Here is a 26,888-nt window from a genome sequence, read left to right as displayed (position 1 = left end):
ATTTAGAGTTGATGTAGTCTTAATTGATCATATTTACCTCATTTATAATAAAAAAGGTGTTCAGATCATCCGAACACCTTTTTTATTTCTACTTGGTAAAACTAATGGTCCAGTCATGGATGGTGCCATCGGCGGAATAAACCCGATAAACATAGGGGCCTTTAGAATAATCACCGATGGTTCCGGCGGCCGGCGCGCCATTCAATGGCTCAATTTTAGTGGCATCATTCGATATCCGGATACCCATTTTACTAAGATCAGCCGCCGGGTTGGTCACCAGAACACTAATTTTAAAGTTTACTTTGTCGATAGTTGAAGCATTGGCTAGTCCCCGTACCTGGTAACCCGTTACTTCTTCATTATAATTGAGTTTACGCGTAATCGTAATATAGTCAAACGTTGTAATTCCGGTAATAAAAGCTTTATCCCCGTATATTGAAAAGTCCGGTTCTATCCTTGCTTTAGTACAGGCACCCAAACTTATGATCATTAAAAAAGCTATAAATTGAATTTTGCTGTTTTTCATCTTTCTTCTAATTAAATGCATATAAATTAATTCCACCCCGGATTTTGCGTAAGCTTGACATTGGCTTGTGCCTGATAAATTTGAATCTGAGACAAAGGAACAAACGTGAGATAGTCTCTACCTGGGTTGATATAAAAGCCAACTGATGCAGCGGTTTGGAATTGCGGCGATTTAAAATAAGGATTAATCCGCCCGCTTCCGATAAAAGCATTTACATTTACGGCTGTACCGCTCACCTTTAATAACGGGAAAGAAACGCCGCTGATATCAAAACCATCTGCAGTTAATGCACCCGGCGTATTGAAGTAATCTAAAAATTCTTGTAATTGCGCGCCCTTAGGTATATATCCGTTGACCACCTTATCAAATACAGCCCAACGTTTAATATCGTCTAAACGATAGCCCTCCAGTGCAAACTCTATAGTACGTTCGCGCCTCACCTCATTTACAATATTAGGTGCACCAGATGTAAAACCCAAATCTTCACGATAAACTGAAGAAGGAATTGCCTGTACGGCACTTAAATTCATTGGTGCCATGCCTACTCTTCCACGAATTACATTAATGGTTTTGTCAATATCCATCTGGCCGATGGTACCTAAAATTGCTTTGGCTTCAGCAAGTGCCAGCAAACCTTCTTCATACCGAATAAAAATATCGTCAGTTTCTCCCTTAAATTGTTCTGCCGAATTAAGAACAATACCTTTATACGTACGGTATCCGGTAGAGTTAAACCCTGCTGCTGCCGATAATATAGGTGCAACTATAGGGTATCTGAGATTTGGCGAAGCCAGTTCTCTACCTGGAATTTTTCCATATGGTCCACGGTCTGGTGTCCAGATGGTTTGTCTGAACCTTGGATCTAATTGAACAGAAAGTGTATTCAGTTGACTATACGGAGTCGTGAGGCTTTGTGGCGAACCATCCTTATTAAGGTACAAATCTACCAAATGATCTGTAATAGATGGCCCCCCGTCATTTGTTTTGAGGTAGAAATTATTGCTTTGCGGTAATTTTGTTCCATCATAAGCCCTGTACCAAAAAACACCGTCTACTGCAGACATATCATTTTGAGCGAATAATCTATTATAAGGCTCAGCGCCCGACTTAAAGATGCGGGCACCCTGATAAGTAATCAGTTGTAGCATCGCTGGCTCTATCAGTTCTAAAAACTCCTTGCCGTCTTTACCAGGTACTGCAAAAGGAGTACTTCGTAAACCATGATAATATTCCCATGTCCCTTCGTATAAAGCTACTCTGCTTTTGAATACAATCGCAGCTTCTTTGTTAATACGCCCTGCAACTGCCTCACCCTGACCTTTCCAGTATAACTTTTTAATGGCCGAATCCAGGTCTTTAATGATCTGCTTTGCCACCTCATTACGCGACTGACGGGGTTTATATAAATTTGCAACATCTTTCTCGGTAACAAGATCGGTAATGATCGGTAAATCACCATATTGTTTAAGCATAGAAAAGTAATCAAAAGCCCTGAAAAAATAACCTTCACCAAGGAAGTGATCTGCTGCAGGCGTTTTCTCTACTTTCCCCAGAGCATATTTAAAGAGGTAATTGTCTTGCCGGATACGGCTATATCCGGTAGACCATCCCCCCGATTCAATTCCGGCTACACCGGTGGCACTGACCTGGTTTAAAGACGCGGTAACCGTGGTACCACTAATCAATATATCCGAACCCAGATCTAACCCGGCATTATCTCCGTTTACATTGAAGATATAGAATGGCGTACGGGTTTCGTACATAGCATTTACATAAATTTTAATGTCTGATGCGGTATTAAAAAAAACTTCCGGCGCAATTTTATCCTGAGGGAGCTTATCTAAAAAATCTTTCTTGCAGGCCAAAAACATGGTCATGCAAAACAGGCCAAAAATGCCTATACTTCTTGTTATATATGTATGTTTCATGATGATATCTTTATGAATTGACAAAATAGTTCTATTGTTAAGCATCTTATAAAGAGATATTTAATCCAAATGAATAAGTTCTCATCGGTGGATAACCCATACCATTTGACGCAGAAAGTAACGCAGGATCGTATTTTAAGAAGGCTTTGTTATAGATAAATCCTAGGTTTTCACCACTAACATATACATTAACTTTTTGCAGTTTAATTTTTCGCAACCAGCTCTCCGGCAAGTTGTAACCCAAGGTTACATTTCTTATCCGCAGATGGGCCAGGTTTAATATATACTGGTCATTAATTGACGGTACCTGACCTACAGCAGGAAAAAATGCACCCTTATTATCTGTATTCCAAAATCCTTTATCCAAGGTTTGCTGATAAAATGGGGAGAAAAATTCCCCTGCCTGACCAAAAACAACCTCGTTGGATACATACTGTTTCCATTGCATAACACCTTCGAAAATTGCTGAAACAGAAAAATTACTCCAGGAGAAGGATGGCATTATGGAATAGCTTTTGCGCGGATAATTAAACCCATCCTTCTTTAAATCTCCTGTACTATACCACCCGCCAGCACTTCCGCCGTTAATAAATCCATCTCCATTGGTATCTGCATACGTAATATAGCCCGGATAGCCATAGCTTCCATTGAGCACTTTTCCATTTAGCCCTTCAGTATTTTGTACAATTCCCTGGCTTGTGTAAACAAGGTTTTGCCCAAACAACACCCCTGGTGTAAGCACATTTCTGGATCCGGATTGGTTAAACGCATATTTCACCACATATCCTATGTAATCACTTATCATAAATGACAGGCCGTAGTTCGCTGTTTTACCAGCCAGACTAAATTTGTCATTCCAGCCTATATTTAATTCCCAACCGCGGGTTTCTGATACGGCAGTATTTTCTGCCGGGGCACTTGTGCCTAAACTTTGAGGTAATATGCGGGGTTGATCTGCCTGATCATACACAGTGCGCTGATACCAGTCGTATGTTATCGTCAATCTGTTCTTTAAAGCCGTTACATCTATACCAAAATCCAGCACTGCGGGTTTGGTCCAGGTTAACGTGTTACTCACAAGACCTGACGGATTCAAATAATTCATCAGGCTGCCTCCTAATAAGGTTTGGGTACTTAATCCCGAAGACATAGTGGGTAAATAAGCATAAAGACTGCCTTGCGATGACTGGTCACCTGATTTAGACCATGAAACTCTTGGTTTAAACTGCGATATATAATCTTTAAAGATCCAGAATTTTTCGTTCGCTGCATTCCAGCCAGCAGAGATAGATGGAAAGTAACCCCATCTCGACTGTGGCGCAAACCTGGAACTGGCATCGGCACGGGCCGCTAACTTCAATAAATATCTTTCTTTAAAATCGTAGGTAATAACGCCATAATATCCTAAAGTGCTCCAATGACTCAAAGCGTCACTAGCAGTGAAAGGCCCTGCAGAAGCACTAATTGCGGCGATAACATTCTGGGCAAATAGTCCCTGACCGGAACCGTTTAATACTTTATCCTGGTTGTTTTCTGCCTGTACACCTACCTGTACAAAGAAATGATGCGCATTAGACAGTGTTTTGTTATATTCTGCAGAAAGTTTACCAAAGCTATAATCTGTACTCCCAAAACTTTTACTTGCCCCATTAGTGGATGCAGTTCTGAACCCTGGTGTTACGGTGCCACTAGGATTATAAGAGTATACAATCCGCTGCGTAGTTTCATTCAAGTAAGTCCGGTTTCTGAAGTTATAACTTCCGTTAATGGTTAATCCAGGTATTGGATGAAGGTTAAATCCTCCCGAAACAGTTAAGTCATTCAACGTTGATCCCACCTCTCCCCCGGTAATAGAGGAAAGAAAAACAGGCGAACTGTAGTAATCTGGATTGTCTGGATTTCGGAGGGGATTGGTGAGGTATTCCCTGCCAAGATAGGAGAAAAAGGTCGAATAATTATTTCCAAATCCAGCAATATTAGGCGCCAGGGTATTCGCCCGGGTGTAACTCATACTTGCATCTAAATCGAGCCAATCGGCTGCTTTAAATTGCAGTTTCGTTAAGCCATTGTATCGTTGATAATGATTATCAACTGGCTTCAAAACACCTGAAGTTCTGTTATATCCCAGACCTACATAATATTTAATACGGTCACTTCCACCAGAAAAACTCAGATTTTGTTCTGTGGCAGGTACTGCTGTTTTAAAATAAGCATCCATGTAATCATCGTTACCAAAGCTATTGTATCTGCTGTAGCCGGAATTTGAAGTGGGATCTGGAAAAGAACCATTGATCACATACTTTCTATCAAGACCTGCAAAAACAGGATTATCGTAGTCTCCGGCTGCATGGGCTTTTATCCTTTCTAATGTCAGGTCGTTTACTAATTTTACACCTGTTCCGTCTGGAGCAGCCAGTTTTATCTGGTTCAGGTAAGTTGCCCAGTCGTACGAACTTGGCAGCTTGGGCATCATAGCTGCCGTAGTGAATTTGACATTGGAAACATAATTTACCGCGACTTTACCAGAACTACCGCTTTTTGTAGTGATTAAAATGACCCCATAAGGTGCCCTTGACCCATAAATAATACTGGAGGCCCCGTCTTTAAGTACCGATACCGACTCCACATCATTGGGGTTTACATCTTGTATCGGCCTTTCGACCCCATCAACCAATACCAAAGGAGCGCCCGCAGAATTCATTGCCGTAAACCCCCTGATATTAATAGAAGGATTTGCCTCTGGGGCACCGCTTGGGATATTGATGTTTAAGCCGGGGCTTAGCCCTCTTAAACCTTCTGCCAACGATTTTATAGGGCGGTTTTGTAATTGCTCCGCACTTATTGAAGCAACTGCATCTGTTAAATTCTTCTTTTTAACTTTCCCATACGCAGTTACTACAACTTCGTTTAATTGTTTATTAGATTCGGTAAGTTGTATGACACCGTTCTGAATCGAACTTGCTATAACTTCACGCGGCTCATAGCCTATTACAGAAATGACGACAACAGCATTATCGTTGACAATATTTAAGGAAAACATCCCCTTGTTGTCTGTTGTTGTACCATTGGTTGTTCCTTTTTCTCTAACGGTCACCCCCGGAATAGGTATACCTTTAGCATCAAGTATCTTACCCTTTATAGGTATTAACCTAGCTGGGTTGACAGAGTTGACAACATGAGATGAAACACCGGCATTAAATGCCTTAGACAAAAATGGCTGCGCAATCAATAGACAGGTTAAAAAAGGTAGGGCGATGGTTGACCTAAAAGTTAAGTGCCCGGGTAAAGACCTGGCACGGCTCATAGTTTTTCTCATTACTTAAAGTTTTAGTTTGATTTGGTGGCGCTTCTCAAAGCGAATATACAGTTGGTTTATATCTGGTTTATGATATAAACTTAAGTCACAGATCTATTTTAAAACTTGAAAAAGCATGAAAAAGAGTAATGCAACCGCTCCCATTTTTGGAACCGGTTGCAAAAAGAAACAAAAGATAATTTAACCCGGGTACTACTACTATTTATAGAAATAACGCACAGGTTCCAGGATAACAAACATTTTATCAGCTTCTGACAATCAATTTAGTCGGCAGGTAGAGCGTTTCAAAATCTTCCTCCTTGTTTTTAATTAGCGACAACAATTGTTTCGCCGCCAGTGTGCCCAATTCGTAAGCAGGCTGATAAATGGTGGTAGGATGCCCGGAAAATATATCGGCCAGATCACTGTTGCAAAAACCAGCCAGCGGCACTTCCAGGCCAAGTTTATTTAATACCTTAATCGCAGTAGTCGTAAAAGAATCCGTTGTTGTAAAAATAGCTTCGGCATGCTGATGGTTTACAAAATTCTCTGTAAACAGCTTGGTGAGCTCTGCTTGCAATACCTCAGGATTGGAAGGATCACAATGCGCAATCAACTCTTCCCTTTGCTCCAGCCCCCGGTATTTCATCGCCTCCAGAAAACCGCTTAAACGTTCCCTGCTTAAAAAAACATCCTCTTTACAATTGATCACCAGAGTTCTTTTGATATTCCTATCCAGCAGGTACTCGCTAACTTTAAAAGCACCCCCTGAATTATCAATGGCTATTTTGTGGGTATGGATCTGGTCACTGATCCGGTCAAATAAAACAACCGGAAGGCCTGTTGCCTGTATATTTTTCAGATAAGTCAGATCCGTACTATTGAAACTCGGAGAAATCAGCAAACCATCCACCCTGTTGTCTACCAGCATTTTCACACAATTCTGCTCACGCTCAAAAGATCCCCTGCTCTGCATCACCAGAAACTGGTAACCGGTATCACTGCAGTGATCATAGATTCCATTGATGATCTGCGTAATAAATGAACTGTCAATGGAACAAACCACTACACCAATCGTTTGCGTTTTGCCATCTCTTAATCCGCTGGCAAACTTGTTCACCGTAAAATTAATATCCGCCGCATATTTCTTCACCCTTTTTTTTGTGGCAGAGCTGATCTGGTAATTGTCTGAAAGAGCCCTGGAAACCGTAGAAGTGGACAGATTAAGATCTTCTGCTATTTTCCTGATGGTCATATTTTGACTGCCTGCTTTCTTGTTATTTGCAATATTCATTCCCGACGCTATTGGTTGATATTTAAAGATAGGTATTCTGTTGGCATACAACCATAATATTGCTTAAATGCGGTAGAGAAATAAGAAGGCGAATTGAATCCGCACATATAGGCAATCTGTGCAATCGTGTATCGTTTAGACTGGATCAGCTCTACAGCCTTCTTAAACCTGATGCGCTTTACAAAATCAGTGGCAGACTCCCCTGTAATCGCCTTCAACTTTAAATAAAGATTAGACCTGCTCATTCCTATTTCCCGACTAAACTTATCTACAGAAAATTCAGAATCTGAGAGGTGCAATTCTATAATAGAAATAGCTTCTTTCAAAAACTCTTCATCCAGCGTATTGAAAGCAATGTTCTCCGGTACGATCTCTTTACTGGTCGAATAATATTCTTTTAAACGCTTACGCGAGCGCAGTAAATTGGTCACTTTTGCGGCAAGCAACGCAGTAGAAAATGGCTTGGTTACATAGTCATCTGCTCCCATTTCCAGCCCCCTGATCTGCTGGCTGGCTTCATTTTTCGCGGTTAACAAGACCAAAGGAATATGAGAAGTATTGATGTTCTGTTTTACCCGCTTACAAAAATGCAGGCCATCCAGTTCCGGCATCATCACATCACTAATAATCAGATCAAACTGCCGGATCTCCAATATCTCCAGCGCCATCTTTCCATCAAAAGCAATTTCAACCATATAGCGTTCCCCAAAATACTCCTGCAGATAAGCCAGAATCTCCTTGTTATCGTCCACCAGCAATATCCTGCTTTTCTGTCCGGGATCTTCATGTAACAAAATGGGTTCCGCTTCCGAGCCCTGATACATCTCATGGCTATCTGCTATGGCTTCCTCATCTGCAATAATAGAAAGTTCATACAAAGGGCTTTCTGCTTTGGAATCCTGTTCATAAAATGCATCATTCATTGGGAGGGTAACCGTAAAAACACTCCCCTTACCCGGACTGCTTTCTGCAGTGATCGAACCATGGTGCAGTTCGACCAGCCGTTTGGTAAACGCCAGGCCAACACCAGAACCCAGATTCATTTCCTGATTATTTACCTGGTAAAAACGATCGAAAACCTTCGACAAGTCATTTTCATCTATCCCCACACCACTATCCGTAATCCTGATGATGGCAAAATCGTTTTTTGTCGTCAGTTCAACATCAATCCTATCCTTCGGCCGGGTATACTTAAAAGCATTTGACAGCAGGTTGAAGAGTATTTTTTCTATGGCGTCGTGATCAAAATAGAAAGAAAGTTTAGCATGTCCGGAGTGGCAGGTATAATGGATCTGGTTCTTCTCCGACAAGGGTTTAAAAGAAGCATAAATTTCGTGTATAAAACTAACGACATCACTTTTACTCACTTTGAGCGGCCTGGTACCGGTTTCAGTTTTTCTAAATTCAAACAATTGATCCACCAGATTGTACAACCTTCTGGCGTTAACCAGCATCATCTCGTATTTTTTAGATAAAGCCCTGTCGGCAGATGGTTTTTGCATCAGTTCTTCAAGAGGAGCAAGGATCAGGGTAAGCGGCGTTCTCAATTCATGGGAAACATTGGTAAAGAAATCCATTTTTACCTGGTTAATATAACTCACCTTTTCTTTATCTATACGCTCTAATTTAAGCTGATGTAAAGCCTTGATACGTTCTGAAACAATCCTGTAAGCAATATAGGCAGCAACAACAAGAACCAAAAGCAACAGCAAGTAAAACCAGGTGGTGTTGTACCATTGAGGAAGTATAACGATTTTGAGCTCTCTAACTGCACTAAACTCTCCGTTCGGGCCAGCCGCTTTAATCTGGAAACGATAACTTCCTGACTGCAAATTACTATAGCTCACCTTTAAATTATCCGTATGCTGCCAATCGGTGTCATAGCCCACCAGCTGGTAATAATAGTGGGTCCTGTTAGAATACACATAATTGAACGTATTGAACAGGATGCTAAACTGTTTATACTCCGGTACAAACCTCAACTCGCTGAGCTGGTCTATGTGATTTTCGAGCAACTGGGTTTCATCTCCCGCCGAAACCGCCTTATTAAATACTTCCAGTCCTGTAAACTTCAGAGATAAGGGCAGCGGTTTCTGTTTTACATTGACAGGATAGAAATAAGAAATACCTTTAATCCCTCCGAACAACAACATCCCATCAGAGGCCTTACAAAACGCATAATCATTGAACTGATTATTTTGCAGACCATCCGACTCATCAAAAATCTGTGCAGATTTTGTATCCGCATTAAACCGTATCAATCCCGCATTCGTAGAAATCCAGAGGTTGCCCTCGTCATCTGGTAACAGACCATAAATGGTTCCCTTAATCAGGTCTTTAGCGGTATTGAAACGTACAAACACCTGCCTGTTCTCGTCATACAACCTTAGTCCTTCTCTTGTACCCACCCAAATCCGGTGCTTCTGGTCTTCCGTAATACAGTTTACAATGTCTTCACTTAATTTTCCCTCTGTCGGATTGTCGAACAGCATATTGTCCGGGTAAAAAAGCGTCACTCCATTGGTTGTACCAATCCAGATCCGGTGCCGGCTATCTTCAAACAAATAAGTAATGTCATCTGAAGTGAGCCTTTTACCAGCCTTATCCAAATGGATATGAGTAAAGGATTGGCTTTGCGGATTAAATTGATCCAGGCCCGATCTCGTGCCTACCCAAATCCGCCCTTTGTAATCCCGTATCACACTATACACCAAATCTCCTGCTATACTGTTTGGATCCTTGTCATTGTGGAGGAACCGCTTCACAAAACCCGTTTGAGGATCCAAAAGGTTCAATCCCCCGCTATGTGTACCCACCAACAGCTTCCCTTGTCCATCAAACTCAATCGCCTTTATGTTATTAGATCCCAGACTATTGCTGTTGTTTTCACTATAAGTAAAATAGGTCATGGCGTTGTTCTGCCTGTCCCAGTAATTTAGACCTTTGTCATTGGTCCCTATCCAGAAATTTCCCTTCCCGTCTTGTTTTATCGCACTAATCACCTCATCGTTCAGCGATAACTTGCCCGTATTTTGGCTAAGGAGGTTAAATTTGATGTCATTTTTATGGTAATAGTTTGCCCCCCCATAATAGGTACCCAGCCACATCGCCTTTTGGCGGTCCTGGAATATGCAGCGTACGGAGTTTTGACTAATGGTATAAGGTTGTGAAATTTGATGGGTATAATTTTCAAAACCTAAAGCAGAGGTATTTAAAATAGACAAGCCTTTAAAGGTTCCCAACCAGATGTTTCCATCTACATCTTTTGCTACACCGCGTACATTATTATCAGCAATACTGTTTTTTCCCGGCGAATGGATAAAGGTACTGACTTTCCCATTTGACGCCTGATAACTGATTAAGCCATTACCTTCGGTTGCAATCCAAAAAACATTGCCATCTATGAAAACATCATTGATATTGGGCTTTTCAACACCGAGTTTGACTTGAAGTAATTTATGACCGGCGCGGTCCATTTCAAATAGTCCAATCTCTGTACCAATTAAAATGCTGTTTTTCCAGTTACCGATATAGGCAATTCTTTTAATACCCTTTGTTACCGCGTCAAAGTTCAATTGCCGAAATTCGGTATCACCAGGCTTTAATTTAAATATACCACCTACAACAGAAGCCGCCCAAATGTTATGCTGACTGTCTTCAGTTATAGAAGAAACGTACCATTCGCCAATACTTTTTGGCAATTTATAATTCACAAAATCATCCGAGGCATAGTTGTAACAACTGATTCCTTTATTTCCTCCTATCCAAAGTCTGCCCTTATGGTCTAAGAACAGATTGCGAATGGCGTAAGACTGCAGGCTGCCTGCTTTTCCCGATTCAGGCCTGTAAACCTTAAACCCCTTACTGTCATATCTGCTCAGGCCATCTTGTGTCCCCATCCAGATGAAACCTAAAGTATCTTGCTTAATGGCGAAAATGGTACTTTGTGAAAGTCCTTTATTAATAGAAATATTCCGAAAATGCCTTTCTTTAACCTGAGCTTGGCCAGCAAGGCACAACATCATCAGAAGAGCTAAAAACAAACTTCTATACCACATACAGACTCTTTTAAAATATCCCCCTTTACAACTGCAACACAAGTTCAAGCATTTATGGCTGCCTGTCAAATTTAGCAACATCTGGCAATTCATCCACTACTTCTCTCCTGTTTAATTTTGCTCCATCCATTTCCAGTAACAAAGAACTTCCAGCAATTTGAGGCATATAATTTTTACCCAGATAATGGATTTGCAAATTACCATAATTAAATAAAGATTTTTGCTGCTCACCGGAAATCTGCAAAGCCGCGGTTTTCGTTCCATCCAGCTGTGCCTCAATATCCCAGCCACCTACTTGCAAATGATACAGACCATTGTTCACCGATAAAGTTTTGATCACTTCGGCCTGGCCATTCTTAATCTGGATTACGGTTAAGAACCTGAATTTCTGAGATGGAAGTGAAGTAATCCCTGCATGCCACTGGTCTTTAAACTCTTTAATATTCCCATTATCATCAGTCACTTTATTCCAGTTTACTGCAGTTTCATAAAACTTGTTGTGCACCGTTAAATGTAAAGGCCCATTGGCAAAAATACTGGCATTTACCTTGCCCAAATTGGTCTTTACCTCAAAACTTTGTTCGTTAGCATTGCCGCTTTTTTGTGCTTCGATCTCACAGTATGGCGTATGAAATTGCGTCGTCCATTTTACGGGCTTACTGGCTTCCAGTTCATCATATAACACAATATAACCACCTTCCAGCTGCAACATATGCCTGCGGTAAAGCGTTACACCACTTTCACCGTAACCGTTTGCTTTGTCGGGTTTTACATTAATTTGTTTAAATCTGTCCAGCCAAAATTCACTTTTGATCTCCCCGTAGGCATTACTTGCATCCCCCAGTGCATACTGAATGTGCTGGCCCGATATTGCCCTGGGTATCCAACCATAGCCTTCTTCTCCGATTTTCTGGTTCAAGCTATCGGCTAAAATCGTGTTGTAAGCTTTTGAACTGCGATAATACAACAGGTTGTGTTTGTCGCTAAAATTGCTGTAATAACCCGTCCCCCCAAAAATAACTTTGCCTTTATAATTAATCGTAAAAGCATTTTGCGAAGCGTGTCCATGTCCAGAAGAACCAAAGGGACTGCTGAACAAATAACTACTCAGGCTTTTATCAGCATGCGCCAGGTCTTCATGCATCGCCACGACGCCAACATCTGCAAAATCCCGGGATTTGGGTAATTTAACAGGAACTATTGTAGTCAGCTTGTTATCGGGTTTATAATTCAGTAAACGGAACAACAGGTAATCATCCGTACCATGAAAGTAATCCGGATTGCCGGCTTTGATCTCGTCCACATACCAATTTAAATAAGGGTTGTTTTCTCTAAAAGTTAAGGCATCAGCAAACCAGGCTTCTCCCTTAACGACCGTCGGAATGTTTTCCCACATATCACCTATGGCCGTACTTGCCGAACCAACCGGGTGTGTGTACAACATATAATAAGACAGGTTTTGCATCCAGGGCAGTTTAAAATAATCCACACCACTAAAATCCCCGAACATCTGCGAGAGGTAAATAATCGATTTAAAATTAACCCTGAAATAGCCATTACCTTCATGCCAGCCTCCATCGGTAGTACCCAGAACAGGAAAACGTGCCGACCAGACTTCATACATATAGGTGAGCCATTCTTTGGCTTCAGGCACATCATTTATAACCGCTACCGTAGCAATAGCCAGATTGCGCAACGTAATTTGCCAAACGTGGTTATCACTCACATGCAGTTCAAAACGGTTGGGCAAATGATCGTACACCCGCTTTGCCCGTAGCGTAATCACGTTTTTAAGGAACTCTTTTTCTTGAGGATCCAGAAAGCTGTAACCCGCATCATAAAACCAGCCCAAAGCCTCTAACACAGCTCCACTGGTAAAATCGTCGCCTGTAGCCAGTCCGTCCGGATTCATATGCGCTATATTCATCGCTCTTCGTTTCGCATCCAATATGAATCTTTTGTCTTTGGTCAGCTGATAAGCGATACACAAATTACGCACCGGTGTACCCACAGCATCACCAAAACCGTGGTACATCCGCTCCAGGATGATTTTTTTCTCCCTGGGGTTTTTACCCGTAGTATCAATGACCCTTTGCGGTTCTTCCACGGGCAATGGCGCACGCATCAGCTTTTCGGCAAAAACAATAAACTTTTTGGCTTCAGGATTTTGTAAGTTGTTCCGGTAGAAATCTTCTCCACTGCGGTTCATATCCCACAACAGCGGGTGGGCACCTTCGTTACGTTTCAGTACCACGCTTACAGGAGGAGAAACCTTTTCATTCGCATATTTAGCATCTACTACAAAATCGTACACCGGCGACCATACCCATTGGTTCTTACCTTTCAAGGAATAGGCATATTTCCAGTACCATTTGCCGGGCCTTAACGCCTGATGTAAAGGATAAACCGCCCAGCGCTGTTCTGCACTGATGACCAGATCGTTCTTAAATGCCGGGTCGCTGGCCAGCATGATCTTATAGCGTACATTGCCAATATTGGGATCTTCCGGCACTTCACTCCCACTTTCCATTGGTTTCACCATATCTTTACCGTTGGTTCCGGGCCAGAGCAGGGCTGGTGCATTAGTAGGCACCGTAATCCCGTTAACCGGATAAGGCCATTCCCGTACCCGTGAATGGAGTTTCTCTGCAGTGAGTTTAATAACAGCAGGTTGTTGCTGGGCAAACGTGCTTATCGTTATTGCCGAAAATGCTATGGCAAGTGTTTTCTTCATGATCTATAACCCCGCTATAAATTTATCCCCATTTCTTCTGCACCACAGTTTCAAATAATTTCTCATCACCAGTAACTTCTTTTTATAGGCTGCATTTACCGCCAGATTATTGATTTCACCCGCGTCTTTGCCCAGATCAAACAACTGTTCTTTGATCTCCCCTTTATTGTAAACGATGTATTTAAAATCTTTGGTGATCACCGCACGGCCACTGATTCCCAGCAAATCTTCGTTATCTGCAAAATCGGTTTCTATCACTAAAGTATCGCGCAGGCTCTTACCTGGATTGGTCAATCTTTTACTGATGTCTATGCCTTTCAGATACCCGGGCTTTTGAACGCCAGCCAACCCACAAACAGTAGGTATCATATCTGTTCCATTGCAAACCAGCATATCATCGGTACGCGGTGTCCATTCACCTATTTTCGAGATCATGAAAGGTACTCTTGAAGCCTCTTCATACAGGATCTGTTTCTGGTTCCAGCTATGTCCGGCATAACCATCTCCATGATCTGCCGTAAAAATGATGATCGTATTTTTTTCTACCCCATATTTTTTCAGTGAGCCCAACACCATTTCTATGTATTTATCCACCTTCTCTACCAGCCGGTTGTAAGCCCAACGGTATTGGCGCCATTGGTCAGCATTCCAATTCGTACTTGGGTAGGTCCGGGTACTTACCTTTTGCTGGTCGCGAACAATTTGAGGTTCGTTTACTGGAATTTTCCAGTTGGCTGGCAATTCCGGACATTGAGCTGCCGGCGGGGCATCTTCCAATACATCCATTTTGAGTGCCTCGCCCCTGGCCCACTCGCATATATCGTGTGGATTTAAAAACGAGGCCACCAATAAAAAAGGTTTGTCTTTATTATCCCTAATAAAACGGGCACAATAAGATGGTGTTGCACCATCGTTATAATCTAAAAAATTCGTATTTTGAATATATTCAAAGCCATGTTGACTTACCTTGGTGGTGGGTACGGGTAAATGCCATTTACCTACATAACCAGTTTTATAACCTCCGTTTTGTAAAATCTTGCCCATCATTAACAAACTATCCGGCCATTGACCATCCTTTTCGGGTGCATTACCCACAAATCCTGTTTCAAAAGGCATCTTTCCACTAAAAATTGCGGTCCGGGAAGGTGTACACAAAGGTTGGGCACAATAAGCTTTGGTAAACCGTACTCCATTTTGTGCAAGTTTGTCCATTCCAGGCGTATGTAAATCTTTATTACCAGCATTGCTCATCGCATCAGCAGTTTGCTGATCGGTTACAATGAGCAGAATATTAGGCCTACTAGTCTGCTGAGCAGTAACCAGTAAAGGTGCCAATGCGGCAAGATATACAATGATATTTTTTAGCATTTGACTTTGAATTTAAAAACCTGGATTTTGCCGGGTAATGTTTTTGTTTACATCTCTTTCATTTTGCGGAATTGGGTATAATTCATGTTTACCCTTTACAAAATTGGTACCTGCTACGTAGCCATATGTAGCTCGGATAGCTTTCACGGCAGCTTGTGTGGCCACTATTTTATCTCCTAACAAATTCCATCTGATGAGATCTGCACGGCGCATCCCTTCAAAACAAAGTTCCCAGGACCTTTCGTTTTGGATTCTCAGTAAAAATTCATTTTTGCTTAATCCAGATGGTAAATCGACATCAACATTGTTCTTTTTTGGTAAAAGCGTTACGGTAGCCGTAGCTCCGTTTCCGGCTCCGTTAAAAGTTACCACAGGCGCCGAGGTATAGCCTCCACCCTGATTAAGCATCGTTATCGCAGTTACTTTACCTGAAGCAATTGTGGCTATCGCATAGGCATCTATGCCGCCGCCGCCGGTGATGCTGATGGTTGTATTGGTCACTGTAGTGGTGTTATCCTTATAACCTGTACCAGCAGCCCCCAGTGTAATTTTAATTCCACTTCCCAACGCATTGCTACCGTAAGCCCTTCTTCTAACCGCATTTATTGCATCATATGCCTCTGTGGTAGGGCCATTGTTTAATTCATTTTCAATTTCTGCCTTCATCAACAAAACATCAGCATAGCGCATAGATACACAATTGATGTTGGTATAAGATTTTTCCAATGCTCCATTCTTTTGGTATTCCCTGCTCCATTTTCCTGGTGTCCATTGTTCATCTTGTTTGCCGGTTAATAAGGCAATTCTATTTCCGTTGGCATCCAAAGCATATCTTGCTATAGCAAAATCACGTCGTAAGTCACCATCAGCAAAACTGGTATAAAATGAAGCAGGCACAAAAGTACGATTGAGTGTACTTCCATAAATCCCTACAGCTGTTAATGGCGCATTAAAAGTACCAAAGCTCGAGCTGTTGGTATTGGTAGCAGAAGGGGTATAAAAAGACATCTCAAACAAACTTTCCTTTGGTTCAAACACTTGCTGACTTTGGTTTTTGAAAACCTGACTATAGCTGGCGTTTAACTGATAGATTCCTGACCCGATAACATCGTTAACTTGTGTTTTTGCGATTTGATAGTACTTTGTATAGTCGGAAGCCCTTTGCATGGTACCATCAGCTCTTAATGAATATCCTCCAGCAAACAAGGCTACACGTGCCAGCATGGCTTTCGCACCGAATTTATTTATCCTTTCATCAGTTGGGGGCGTTGATGGCAAAACCTCTATCGCCTCCTGCATGTCTTTGATAACATGGTCATAAATAGCAAATCGGTCCGTTAATGGCAACCTCAAATCATCTCCGGTTACTGAACTTTTGGTTTTAAAGGGAACATCGCCCCAAAGCCTCACCAGTTCTGAATAATAAAACCCACGGAGAAATTTGGCTTCACCCAGCATCCGGTTCAGATCTGTCTTTTCTGCTACTGTTCCGGTGGTATACAAGCCCATTTTCGGAATGCGCTCAATCACTACATTGGCGCGGTCTATACCACTATACAATGTACTCCAGGTGCTGAAGAACAATGAATTTCCTGCAAGATAATAATAGTGGGAAACCTCTCTGAAATCGTTGGATGTTGTTCCTGCACTTAAAAATTCTACATCGGTGTCTGCATCATAAACCAATGGAATATACCATGCGTAGGTATTGGGGCTTTTCATTGTTTCATAAACCCCAAGAGTAGCCGAGTACGCTTCACCAACAGACTGGAAGAAGTTAGCTGAGGTAAAGGATGAATATGGTGTTGTTTCAACGGACTTTTTGCATGACATCAGTGGTGTAAGCATCGTTAAACCAGCTAAAGCCATTTTTATGATATGTATGTGCTTTGTTCTCATTTTAATAATTTTTATAGCGACAGATTTAAACCGGCAACAAAAGATTTTCCTCTTGGATATGCACTAAAATCAACACCTGGGGTTAAAGGATTATTCATTACACTAACTTCCGGATCATAGCCAGAGTATTTGGTAAATACATGCAGATTATAGGCTGTGAAGTAAATACGGGCATTTGCGATTTTAACTTTACTTAGCCATTTTTTAGGCAAGGTATACCCTAAACTGACATTATTTATTCTTAAAAAGGAACCGTCTTCAATCGCGAAACTAGTTAATCTTCCTGCTGTTGTACCCCCAATTGAAGCAATGGTATTTTTACCTCGGTTCAGGGCCTCAAGTTCTGCAGGATCAGTAACCAGCTGTCCGGAAGCACCAACATTTGTCCATCTGTTGGCCTGAAAGGCTAAATTACTATTGAATTCTCCGGAAATACCCAGATTGTTCTGTATGTTGGCATTGTAAATATCATTACCGTAGGTAAAATCAAGAAATACGCTTAAATCAATTCCTTTATAACTGAACGTGTTGTTGAGACCTCCGGTAAACTTTGGATTTGCATTTCCAACAATTGTACGGTCCAGGTCATTGATCAAACCGTCCGGCACCCCATTGGGCCCGCTAATGTCTTTATACTTGGCATAACCAGGTTGGGCCACACTGCCATTATTCACCACTCCAGGCTTTAAAGTGTAGGTACTGGTTGTTGAATTGTAATTAAAATCATTTACCTGGTAGAGCCCGTCACTAATATAACCATACATCATTCCAACAGGTTGCCCTACTTTAAGAATATAATCATTAAAAGCACTATTATAACTGCTGGTTAGCAAAGAATTCTCCTCATTACTTAACTTAAGCACTTTGGTTTTATTAAACGCAATGTTGAAATTTGAATTCCATAAGAACTCACTGTTTCTGATGTTTACCGTACTTAGCGTAAATTCTATACCCTTGCTTGAGGTTTCGCCAATATTCTGAAGTTGAGTGGCAAAGCCAGAGCTAGCTGGAATTCTGGTGTTGTACAATAAATCTTTTGACCTATTATCATATAATTCGGTAGTTAGCATAATCCTTTGCTTAAATAAGCCCAGATCTAAACCTATATTCTTCTGCACTACTGTTTCCCATTTCAGGAAAGGATTGGCTAAATTTGCCTGGTACACTGCACTGATCACCTGATTATTGAGCGGATAGTTACCCGTTACATAAGTACCCAGAGCGGCATAGTTCGCAATGCGGTTATTACCAGAACTACCATAACTTACGCGGAGTTTCAGATCTGAGATCGCCCTGAACTGTTTCATGAAAGGTTCCTCCGTAATTTTCCAGGCCAATGCACCCGATGGGAAGTATCCAAAAACATTCTCCGCACCAAACTTTGAAGAGCCATCTCTTCTAATTGTCGCACTCAGCAGGTACTTATTTTTATAGGAATAATTTGCCCTTCCAAAAAAGGACAATAGTTTGTCATCTTCTGTATATGAAGAAGGGAAATTGGCAATGGTTCCGGATCCCAGATTATCAAAACCATTGTTAACCGTTGGAAAGCCACTTGCACTGGCGGCAAAGTTTTCTCCATAATTATAAATATACTCCTGTCCTATGGATACATCCATTTTATGGTCTTTTGCAAAAGTATTGGCATAGGTGATAACGTTGTTGTAGGATAAACGCTGCGTTAATGCGTCACTTATACCGCCATTTGGTCCACCAGCACGGATGGCCTGGATATTGGTTGCATCAATAAACGTTTTTATTTTATCGGTCTGACTACCGAAGCTCACCAATCCATTATAGGATAAATTCTTTAGAAAATTGTACCTGATGGTTGCGCTGGCATTTAAGCTTCTAACCGACTCTTCTATCTTTCTGGAATTCAGCGCAATTACAGGACTTTGAAATGCTGGACTGCCCTGATTGTCTAATGGGTCTACGGTATCGTCCAGCAAATCCAAATCACCGTTATTTTTACCGTTTATTGGCCGGTACTGCAACAAGGTTTGTAAAAAGCTTAGACGGGCATTTCCACCTGTCTGTGTACCTCCGGTACCATGTATAAACTGATCTGAATAATTTACGATACCTGTTATCGTGATATCCTTGCCAATATTATTGGTCACTAAAAATTTGGCAATATCTTTATTGGCACCACTATTTAGCAAAAGGCCGTCATTTTTACTTTTGGAATAAAACAGGTTATACTTGATTTCGTTAGATCCGCCGTTGATACCAATTTTATGATATTGACTCATAGCCGTTTTGCCGAAAACTTCCTCCTGCCAGTCTACTCCGGGGCGGTTTGCGTACCTGATTTGCAGGGAGTCGAATGAACCATAGGTTTTCAGGAAGGTCGCCATCCTACCTACACTTGGCAGCGCATTTTCGTAGACGTACTGTGCATACTGGTAAGGATTTAAAACAGGTAAAAAACGGGTGATTGTTTTAGCACCTACATAACCATCATAATTAATGGTGGTTTTTCCGCTCTTTATTTTTTTAGTTGTTACTAAAACAACACCATTAGCACCACGGGCACCATAAATGGCGGTAGCAGAGGCATCCTTCAATACATCAATGGATTCTATATCTGTTGGGTCAAGGAATGCCAGGCCGTCTGTTTGCGGTACCCCATCCACTACATATAAAGGTTCGTTACTCTGTGTAATGGAGGTACCTCCTCTGATTTTAATAGAGGGTACTGCACCGGGGTCTCCACTTCCCATAGTAACCTGCATCCCTGCTATACGCCCTTGCAAGGCTTGCGCAATGTTTTGTACAGGTACTTTAGCCAACTCTTCGCCTCTTATAGAAGAAACGGAGCCCGTGAGGTCCTTACGTGCAACGGTTTGCCCGTAGCCTGTCACCACCACCTCGTTCAGGTTATTGGCATCATCTACCAGTTGAGCATCAATAACAGTTTTGTTGTTTACTTGTCTTTCTACAGTCTTAGTACCCAAATAGGAAAACGTCAACGTCGCATTTGCCTTTACTTTGATTTGGTAGGTACCATTGCTGGCTGATACCGCTGCATTTGTAGTTCCCTTTTCAAAAATTGATGCGCCGGGAATGGGCTGTTTTGTGCCATCTCTTACTACACCCTTCACGGTAATAATATCCTGTGAAAAAAGTAATGTAGATGTGGTCAGCAGGAATAAGATCAATATCGTTCTTTTCATTTTCTTCCTATTTGGTTGGTTAAGTATTCGGTTTGTTGTTAGGTTGGGTACCTATCGTTATCTGGTTTATAATTTGGTTATTTTGATGAAACGAATTTAACTCAACACTGACCAATATCAGTTTCAAATTTGTTTAAAATGCTATCAAATTTGGTTAATCTCTCTAACTCATGCCTTATTTCGCTCTTTTTATACAGATTCCAGCAGAATGAAGTCGTCTTAATTACCGAAGCTGAAAATCTTTTTCAAATCAATTGTTTTATTGTTTACGATCGGCCTGGCATAATAACCCAAAAATAAAATATAACCCAATGTGATGTATAGAAATAACATTGCATAACGTAAACCAATCCAATCGCCTAACGATCCGATGATGAGCGGTACCAAAGCCCCGCCAAAAATACCAGAACATAAAATCCCCGAGAATGACCCATGATTTTTAGGAATAGAATTCAGCGCCAGCGAAAAAACAATGGAAAACATTACCGAAATGGTAAAACCAATTTTAAAATACCCAGGCCAAGCAAACAGCCCAGGGTCATTAAGCCCCAAAACCAGGCTACTGCACCCGCACCTTCATTGCCCGGATCGAGCTGATGATAGGTCTTTAAAAATTGAGACATCCAATTGGCTATAGACTGCTCCGTACCTACATAAGCGATAATGCCGAGGAAAAATAACCATACTTCTCGTTTTTTAAACAGGTCGAAGTATACTGTAGCCGTACCAGTCTTTTCATCATCTTTCAAACTCACAACAGGCATTTTAAGCAAAGCAATAACCACCAGCATCAATATGAAAATAATGCTGAACAGCCAGTACATGACTGTCCAGTTTAGTCCGTTGCTAAGCAGCTTACCAAATATCGACGCAAATTGACTACTGTTATCGGGTCTTAACACTTTAAGCAAGCCTGTAAAAACAAAGGGGCTGATAAATGAAGCCAAGCCAAAAACCAATTGCGCCATAACAGAATAAAAGGCAAAATTTTCTTCTCCCCCGGCAGTACGCATTAAAGGATTGATTATCACCAATACGCTCAATCATGATCCCGGCGGGGATAGACATCATACCATAAGCCAAAAAAAACGAAAATGGCAAAAAGGCAGCCATCGTTAAACTTAACTTATAGGTTTGTATAATGATAGGCATCAATGGGCCTAAAATATTGGTAACAAAAGAGATCACAAACCAAATCACCAGGATCAGCCCTACAAGAAAATTATTCCGATGCATCATTAAAAGCTTTAAATTTTTGAAAAACATTAGCTGCACAGCCTAATAAGCCAGCTTTATTGCCCAATTTGGCCGAAATCACTTCTGAATCAGGTGATGTAATCGGAACGGTCAAAGTTTTTATCCTCCGCTCTATTTCTCCGGTATAAAAGCCCCCAGCTTCACTTATGCCGCCACCAATCACAATTTTTTGTGGACTAAAGATATTGATGAAACTCATAATACCCGTAGCGAGGTAATCAAAATGTACCCCCATAGCATTAACAGCATATTCTTCTCCTGCCAGATATCTTTCTATGATATACTTACCATCTACCTCTTCCCTTTCAGATAAATCTGGATGAATATACCGGTAATGGTTGAGTAAAGCAGTTACCGAGGCATAAGCTTCCAAACAACCCTTTCCGCCACATGGACAGGATACCCCATTGTGCTGCACAACAATATGACCTAATTCTGTGCCTCGATTTCTAAAACCTCCATAAAGTTTGCCATCAATCATAACCGCACCCCCAATTCCTGTACCGACCGTAAGAAAAACTACATCACTACAATTTTTTGCAGCTCCATAAGTCATTTCCCCGAGGCCCATTAAATTGGCGTCGTTATCTATTATAATATTATGGCCGGTCATATCCTGCAAAATTTCGCCCAAAGCCAGCTGCTCAAAGCCAGGTAAATTGTCTGCGCCTGCAATAACCTTATTGTTATCAATAATCCCGGGAAAACCAACACCCACCCCAAGGATAGGATTTTCAAACTTTTTAGCGCAAGCCCCGATCGCTTCAGCAATAAGTACAATAATTGCCTCCTCGGTTTTTGCATTTTTCAGCGATACAATAGTAGAATATAAAATTTCACCATCCTGATTTACTACACCACATTTAAGAGAAGAACCGCCGACATCAATTCCGACGGCATATGACTGGTACATGCTCATATTATTTAAGTTTTACAGTCGCTAAAGTAAACTATAGTGCAGCAGCTGTAATTAGATTTCGGCTAAATAGCTTTCACTATTGTTTAATTTTTTAAAAACAGAGAGAGAAAACCATCGAAACTGAAATCCAGATGATTCTGCACATCTAAATAAACTTTAACCAATTTCAAACGATTTAAGATCATAATCAAAAGTGATTCTGTTTATACCCGCTTAATTTCACAGTTACAAAACAAATACAAATTAATATCTAAGATTCAAATCCAAACACTATGAGAAAAGCTTTTTGCTTAGTAGTGGTCGCAGCCATAATGGCTTTCAATTGCGGTGCTGCGCCAACACAAGATTCCCCATCATTAAATTGGTTCAAAAAAACAACCGAGGTCATTGCATTTCAGTTGAATAAAGCTGCACAAACCTATCAACCCGGTCAAAACCCGCGTTCTGTCAATCCGAACGGAACAGTAAGAACTGCTGGATTAACCGATTGGACCACGGGCTTTTTTCCAGGCAGTTTATGGTACGGGTATGAACTTACAGGAGATAAGAACCTAGCCGAAGCGGCTAAAAAATTCACATTGGCACTTGATTCTGTACGCAACATCACCAGTACGCATGATATGGGCTTTATGCTGTACTGTTCTTATGGCAATGCATTTCGCATAACTGGAGATAAAAGCTATTTACCCGTTCTTGCCGATGGGGTCAAACACCTTTATAACCGCTTTAATCCTAAAGTTGGCGTAATTAAATCCTGGGATTTCTCCTGGTGGCACTATCCTGTAATCATAGATAATATGATGAACCTGGAATATTTGTATTGGGGAGCTAAAGAATTTAAAAACCCAGACTATGCTGTTGCAGCCAATACACATGCCACTACAACCATGAAAAACCATTACAGGAAAGATTATAGTTCTTACCATGTGGTAGATTATGACCCAGCAACAGGCAAAGTACTGCGCAAGGCCACACACCAGGGTTTAACAGACGAGTCGGCATGGGCACGCGGCCAGGCTTGGGGCTTATACGGTTATACCATGTGTTATGAAAACAGTAAAGACCCTAAGTTTTTAGCACAAGCAGAACATATTGCCGCATTTATTATGAACCACCCGCGTACGCCAAAAGATAAAATACCAGTATGGGACTATGATGTGCACAATGCATTGGAGACCGAAGAAAGTGCGCCAAGAGATGCATCTGCTGCTGCGGTTATCGCTTCGGCTTTATTAGATTTAAGCAAGCAGGTAAAAAACGGAGAGAAATACGTTGATTACGCAGAGCAGATTTTAAAATCACTTTCTTCTGATGCTTATTTGGCCAAACCAGGAGAAAATAGCTATTTTATCCTAAAACATAGCGTAGGTGCTTTTCTCTATAATTCAGAAATTGATACGCCACTTGATTATGCAGACTATTATTATCTGGAAGCTTTAAAAAGGTATGCAGAGATTAAAAAAATAAATCACTAACCAAATTATATACTGATGAAAACACCAATTAATCTGCAAAAGTATGTGACCTTTGCCCTGTTATTTTTAACAACCGCATGCAGCAAAGAAGACAACGTATTAGCAAACCAAAAACAATCGCCAAGCTCTAATTTAACCAAAAAAGAATTGACTAATGCTCAAAATTTAACCTTTAATAACGGCGATACCATCTTGAATATAAACTACGAGAATGGCACCTTCAGCTCGGGTATCACAGGTGTAACGGCTACACATGCCACCGCAGCCGACGCCGCTTCCATGGTTAATCCTGCCGGCAATGGCAGCAACTATGCCATTGCTCATAAAATTGTGTATGGCGACTCTACTTATTTTTCGGACGGAGCTTATAGAAGCGAGAGCGATGTTGTATCCATACCCTCCGCCCGGTTTTTCCCCGGAGATGAACGCCGGTACGAATTTAGCGTCCTGTTGAAAGACTGGACACCCTGGGTTTCCGGGCCAACTTATGAAACCAACGTTTTTCAGCTAAAAGTATCCGGTAATTCAACCAGTGGTTCCGGCGTTCCGCTCCAGTTCCGCACGGCAAGGAACGCGATGCGGTTGCGTTACGAAGGCTCCTCCTCTATAAAAGACATTATACCTGATTTGCGGCCTTATGTGAACCAATGGCTCGATTTCAGGGTTGATGTTTTATGGGCCGATGGCCCAACCGGGTATATGAGAACCTATATGAAACTGCCTGGACAAAGTGATTATGTGCTGGTAGACGAAAAGACAAATTACCGCACCTTTGCCGGAAACGTGAGCATCGGAAACCTGGGGTACATTAAATGGGGTGTTTATGGAACTCAGGAAGGTCTTACACGCATTGCGTACCACGACAATATCAGGATCATCAAGCTTCCCCTACAATAAATGTAACCATTGACGGCAAAAAAGCGATATCAAACCATTTTATGTAAACAATAGATGAAAAGAACAATCATATATGGCCTTCTACTGGTCATCTTATCCCTTTCTAAAGTACAGGCGCAACAACATCCAATTGCTAAAGAAAGTTTTGCCTCTATCAACCTCAACTATCCCGGATTAGAAAAGGTAAAAAATGCCATTATGGCATCCAAATACAACGAAGCGGCACAAGAACTGCTGAATTACTATCGCAAAAAAAACAGCAATAAAGAACCCGATTTCAGCAATGGAGAAAAAACCGTTGATCCAAACAGTCCGCTGGATCCATCCAACAGAGCTGCTGCAGACAGCGCTCTGCTCCACAAATTTCAACCGCAAAAAGGCTATGGATTTTTCGATTATGGTAAAGACATCAACTGGCAACTATGGCCTGTAAAAGACAATGAGGTACGCTGGCAGCTACACCGGGTAAAATGGTGGCAATCGCTGGCACTGGCCTATCGCAGCACCAAAAATGAGAAATATACAAAGGAGTGGATGCTTCAATTTGCAGACTGGGTAAAGAAAAACCCTTTCGGCCTTTCAGAAGATAATGACCGGTTTGCATGGAGACCACTGGAAGTATCGGATAGGTTGCAAAGCCTGGTACCCACCTTTTCGATTTTCGTAAATTCACCTGAGGTAAGCCCCCAGTTTCTGATGTACTTCTTAAATAATTACCATAAACAGGCACAGTATATCCCTACGCATTATGCCACAGCAGGCAACCACCGCCTCTTTGAAGCCCAAAGAGAATTATTTGCAGGTACTTCCTTCCCCGAATTGAACGATGCTCCTGAATGGCGTAAAAGCGGTATTGAAGTACTGAATGCTGAAATCAAGAAACAAGTGTATCCGGATGGCGTACAATTTGAGCTATCGCCTGTTTATCATGCCAGTTCTATTGATATCTTTTTAAAGGCTTATCGTACAGCACAGAAAGCCCATGTCGAAAATGAATTTCCTGCAAGCTATAAGCAGACGGTAGAAAGAATGGTCATGGCTTTTATCAGCATTACTTTCCCTAACTACAATCAACCTATGTTTGGCGACTCATGGTTGGCCGAAAAAAGATTTAGAATACAACAATTCCAATCCTGGCTGGAAGCTTTTCCTAAAAACGACGCGCTCAGGTATTTTGCCACGGATGGAAAAGAAGGGAAAACACCTGACTTTTTATCCAAAGGACTTACCACAGCGGGCTTTTACACTTTCAGGAATGGATGGACGGATCAGGCAACCATCATGATTTTGAAAGCCAGCCCTCCGGGAGAATTTCATGCCCAGCCAGACAATGGTACATTTGAGCTTTGGGTAAATGGCCGCAATTTTACCCCCGATGCCGGATGTTTTGTATACAGCGGAGATGCCGAAATCACTAAAATGAGAAACTGGTACAGACAGACCAGAGTGCACAGTACACTTACATTGAACAATGAGAACATGGTGATTACCAAAGCGCAGCTCAACAAATGGGAAACCAATAAAAATCTCGATATACTGACCTATACCAACCCAAGTTACGCGGATCTGAACCATCAGCGAAGTGTATTGTTCATTAACCAAAAGTATTTTTTAATCATTGATAAAGCCATTGGCAAAGCCACCGGAAACTTGGGTGTGCATTTTCAACTGAAAGAAGACAGCAAACCCGTATTTGATCAAACTGGTTCTAAAGTTTATACCAATTATGCTGATGGGAACAACCTGTTAATTCAATCCTTAAACACAGACAAAGTGACCCTTCATGAAGAAGAGGGAAAAGTATCTTATGCTTATCAAAAAGAATTGAAAAGACCTGCTTTTGTGTTCGAAAAGCAAAAAAACGATGATAAAGCACAACGATTTGTAAGTGTGGTTTATCCTTACACAGGTCATAAAGCACCTCAAATAAGTATTCAAGAAAATGCTGGTAATGATTTTGAAAACGGCAACATTAATCTTTCGATTACGATTGATGGCAAAAAAAGCGAAATTAAAACACGAATTAAATAAACACAAGATGCAGCTGCCTGAAAAGGTA

At 41.4% G+C, this 26,888-nt stretch carries 15 protein-coding genes; 3 read left to right on the top strand and 12 right to left on the bottom strand.

The genetic code is table 11. The annotated features are described in order from the left end of the window. Positions 1–88 precede the first annotated feature (88 nt). The 12 genes from R2S08_RS22780 to R2S08_RS22725 all read right to left on the bottom strand — a co-directional run bounded on the left by R2S08_RS22780 (position 89) and on the right by R2S08_RS22725 (position 22,451). Positions 89–526: a DUF5018-related domain-containing protein gene (locus R2S08_RS22780; protein WP_316837307.1), complete on the bottom strand. Its 438-nt coding sequence runs from the start codon at positions 524–526 to the stop codon at positions 89–91. A gap of 26 nt (positions 527–552) precedes the next feature. Beyond that, positions 553–2,454 carry a RagB/SusD family nutrient uptake outer membrane protein gene (locus R2S08_RS22775; protein ID WP_316837306.1) on the bottom strand — a complete coding sequence of 634 codons (1,902 nt, stop codon included), beginning with the start codon at positions 2,452–2,454 and terminating at the stop codon, positions 553–555. 46 nt (positions 2,455–2,500) lie between these two features. Next, positions 2,501–5,770 (bottom strand): SusC/RagA family TonB-linked outer membrane protein, encoded by a 3,270-nt coding sequence (locus R2S08_RS22770; RefSeq protein ID WP_316837305.1) that lies wholly within the window; start codon positions 5,768–5,770, stop codon positions 2,501–2,503. Positions 5,771–6,014: 244 nt separating this feature from the next. Continuing rightward, positions 6,015–7,043, bottom strand: a complete 1,029-nt coding sequence (locus tag R2S08_RS22765; protein ID WP_316837304.1) for a LacI family DNA-binding transcriptional regulator — start codon at positions 7,041–7,043, stop codon at positions 6,015–6,017. A gap of 8 nt (positions 7,044–7,051) precedes the next feature. Then, the gene (locus R2S08_RS22760) at positions 7,052–11,101 is read right to left on the bottom strand and encodes a two-component regulator propeller domain-containing protein (RefSeq protein ID WP_316837303.1); all 4,050 of its coding nucleotides are present in this window, start codon (positions 11,099–11,101) and stop codon (positions 7,052–7,054) included. A gap of 52 nt (positions 11,102–11,153) precedes the next feature. Continuing rightward, a complete protein-coding gene (locus tag R2S08_RS22755; RefSeq protein WP_316837302.1) occupies positions 11,154–13,835 on the bottom strand; it encodes a DUF4962 domain-containing protein in 2,682 nt (893 codons plus the stop codon). Between the two features lie 3 nt (positions 13,836–13,838). Beyond that, positions 13,839–15,203 (bottom strand): sulfatase, encoded by a 1,365-nt coding sequence (locus R2S08_RS22750; protein ID WP_316837301.1) that lies wholly within the window; start codon positions 15,201–15,203, stop codon positions 13,839–13,841. Positions 15,204–15,215: 12 nt separating this feature from the next. Continuing rightward, entirely contained in the window at positions 15,216–17,102 is a 1,887-nt protein-coding gene (locus R2S08_RS22745) for a RagB/SusD family nutrient uptake outer membrane protein (protein WP_316837300.1), read from the bottom strand. Positions 17,103–17,113: 11 nt separating this feature from the next. Next, positions 17,114–20,281 (bottom strand): TonB-dependent receptor, encoded by a 3,168-nt coding sequence (locus R2S08_RS22740; RefSeq protein ID WP_316837299.1) that lies wholly within the window; start codon positions 20,279–20,281, stop codon positions 17,114–17,116. Positions 20,282–20,500: 219 nt separating this feature from the next. After that, the gene (locus tag R2S08_RS22735; protein ID WP_316837298.1) at positions 20,501–20,764 is read right to left on the bottom strand and encodes a hypothetical protein; all 264 of its coding nucleotides are present in this window, start codon (positions 20,762–20,764) and stop codon (positions 20,501–20,503) included. Next, positions 20,764–21,294: a hypothetical protein gene (locus R2S08_RS22730; protein ID WP_316837297.1), complete on the bottom strand. Its 531-nt coding sequence runs from the start codon at positions 21,292–21,294 to the stop codon at positions 20,764–20,766. Before R2S08_RS22730 ends, R2S08_RS22735 begins: the two co-directional genes overlap by 1 nt. A 209-nt stretch (positions 21,295–21,503) precedes the next feature. Beyond that, positions 21,504–22,451, bottom strand: a complete 948-nt coding sequence (locus R2S08_RS22725; protein ID WP_316837296.1) for an ROK family protein — start codon at positions 22,449–22,451, stop codon at positions 21,504–21,506. Positions 22,452–22,729: 278 nt separating this feature from the next. Here R2S08_RS22725 and R2S08_RS22720 point away from each other — a divergent pair, with 278 nt between their 5' ends. Genes R2S08_RS22720 through hepC form a run of 3 tightly spaced genes read left to right on the top strand, consistent with a single transcriptional unit; the run spans position 22,730 to position 26,860 of the window. Then, positions 22,730–23,932, top strand: a complete 1,203-nt coding sequence (locus R2S08_RS22720; RefSeq protein ID WP_316837295.1) for a glycoside hydrolase family 88 protein — start codon at positions 22,730–22,732, stop codon at positions 23,930–23,932. Between the two features lie 15 nt (positions 23,933–23,947). After that, entirely contained in the window at positions 23,948–24,829 is an 882-nt protein-coding gene (locus R2S08_RS22715; RefSeq protein ID WP_316837294.1) for a heparin lyase I family protein, read from the top strand. A 54-nt stretch (positions 24,830–24,883) separates the two neighbouring features. Beyond that, positions 24,884–26,860 carry a heparin-sulfate lyase HepC gene (hepC, locus tag R2S08_RS22710; protein ID WP_316837293.1) on the top strand — a complete coding sequence of 659 codons (1,977 nt, stop codon included), beginning with the start codon at positions 24,884–24,886 and terminating at the stop codon, positions 26,858–26,860. The last annotated feature ends 28 nt before the right edge of the window (positions 26,861–26,888 follow it).

Source organism: Pedobacter nutrimenti (assembly GCF_032678445.1).
GTDB classification, from domain to species: domain Bacteria; phylum Bacteroidota; class Bacteroidia; order Sphingobacteriales; family Sphingobacteriaceae; genus Pedobacter; species Pedobacter nutrimenti_A.
The sequence above is the reverse complement of the archived record's forward strand: the minus strand, read 5'-3'. Positions and strand labels throughout refer to the sequence as shown.

Coding starts and splice junctions, on each gene's coding strand:
- R2S08_RS22740 (WP_316837299.1), bottom strand. CDS start 20,281: ATGAAAAGAACGATATTGATCTTATTCCTGCTGACCACATCTACATTA.
- R2S08_RS22755 (WP_316837302.1), bottom strand. CDS start 13,835: ATGAAGAAAACACTTGCCATAGCATTTTCGGCAATAACGATAAGCACG.
- R2S08_RS22725 (WP_316837296.1), bottom strand. CDS start 22,451: ATGTACCAGTCATATGCCGTCGGAATTGATGTCGGCGGTTCTTCTCTT.
- R2S08_RS22730 (WP_316837297.1), bottom strand. CDS start 21,294: ATGCGTACTGCCGGGGGAGAAGAAAATTTTGCCTTTTATTCTGTTATG.
- R2S08_RS22760 (WP_316837303.1), bottom strand. CDS start 11,101: ATGTGGTATAGAAGTTTGTTTTTAGCTCTTCTGATGATGTTGTGCCTT.
- hepC (WP_316837293.1), top strand. CDS start 24,884: ATGAAAAGAACAATCATATATGGCCTTCTACTGGTCATCTTATCCCTT.
- R2S08_RS22750 (WP_316837301.1), bottom strand. CDS start 15,203: ATGCTAAAAAATATCATTGTATATCTTGCCGCATTGGCACCTTTACTG.
- R2S08_RS22770 (WP_316837305.1), bottom strand. CDS start 5,770: ATGAGAAAAACTATGAGCCGTGCCAGGTCTTTACCCGGGCACTTAACT.
- R2S08_RS22720 (WP_316837295.1), top strand. CDS start 22,730: ATGAGAAAAGCTTTTTGCTTAGTAGTGGTCGCAGCCATAATGGCTTTC.
- R2S08_RS22735 (WP_316837298.1), bottom strand. CDS start 20,764: ATGTTTTCCATTGTTTTTTCGCTGGCGCTGAATTCTATTCCTAAAAAT.
- R2S08_RS22715 (WP_316837294.1), top strand. CDS start 23,948: ATGAAAACACCAATTAATCTGCAAAAGTATGTGACCTTTGCCCTGTTA.
- R2S08_RS22765 (WP_316837304.1), bottom strand. CDS start 7,043: ATGAATATTGCAAATAACAAGAAAGCAGGCAGTCAAAATATGACCATC.
- R2S08_RS22775 (WP_316837306.1), bottom strand. CDS start 2,454: ATGAAACATACATATATAACAAGAAGTATAGGCATTTTTGGCCTGTTT.
- R2S08_RS22745 (WP_316837300.1), bottom strand. CDS start 17,102: ATGAGAACAAAGCACATACATATCATAAAAATGGCTTTAGCTGGTTTA.
- R2S08_RS22780 (WP_316837307.1), bottom strand. CDS start 526: ATGAAAAACAGCAAAATTCAATTTATAGCTTTTTTAATGATCATAAGT.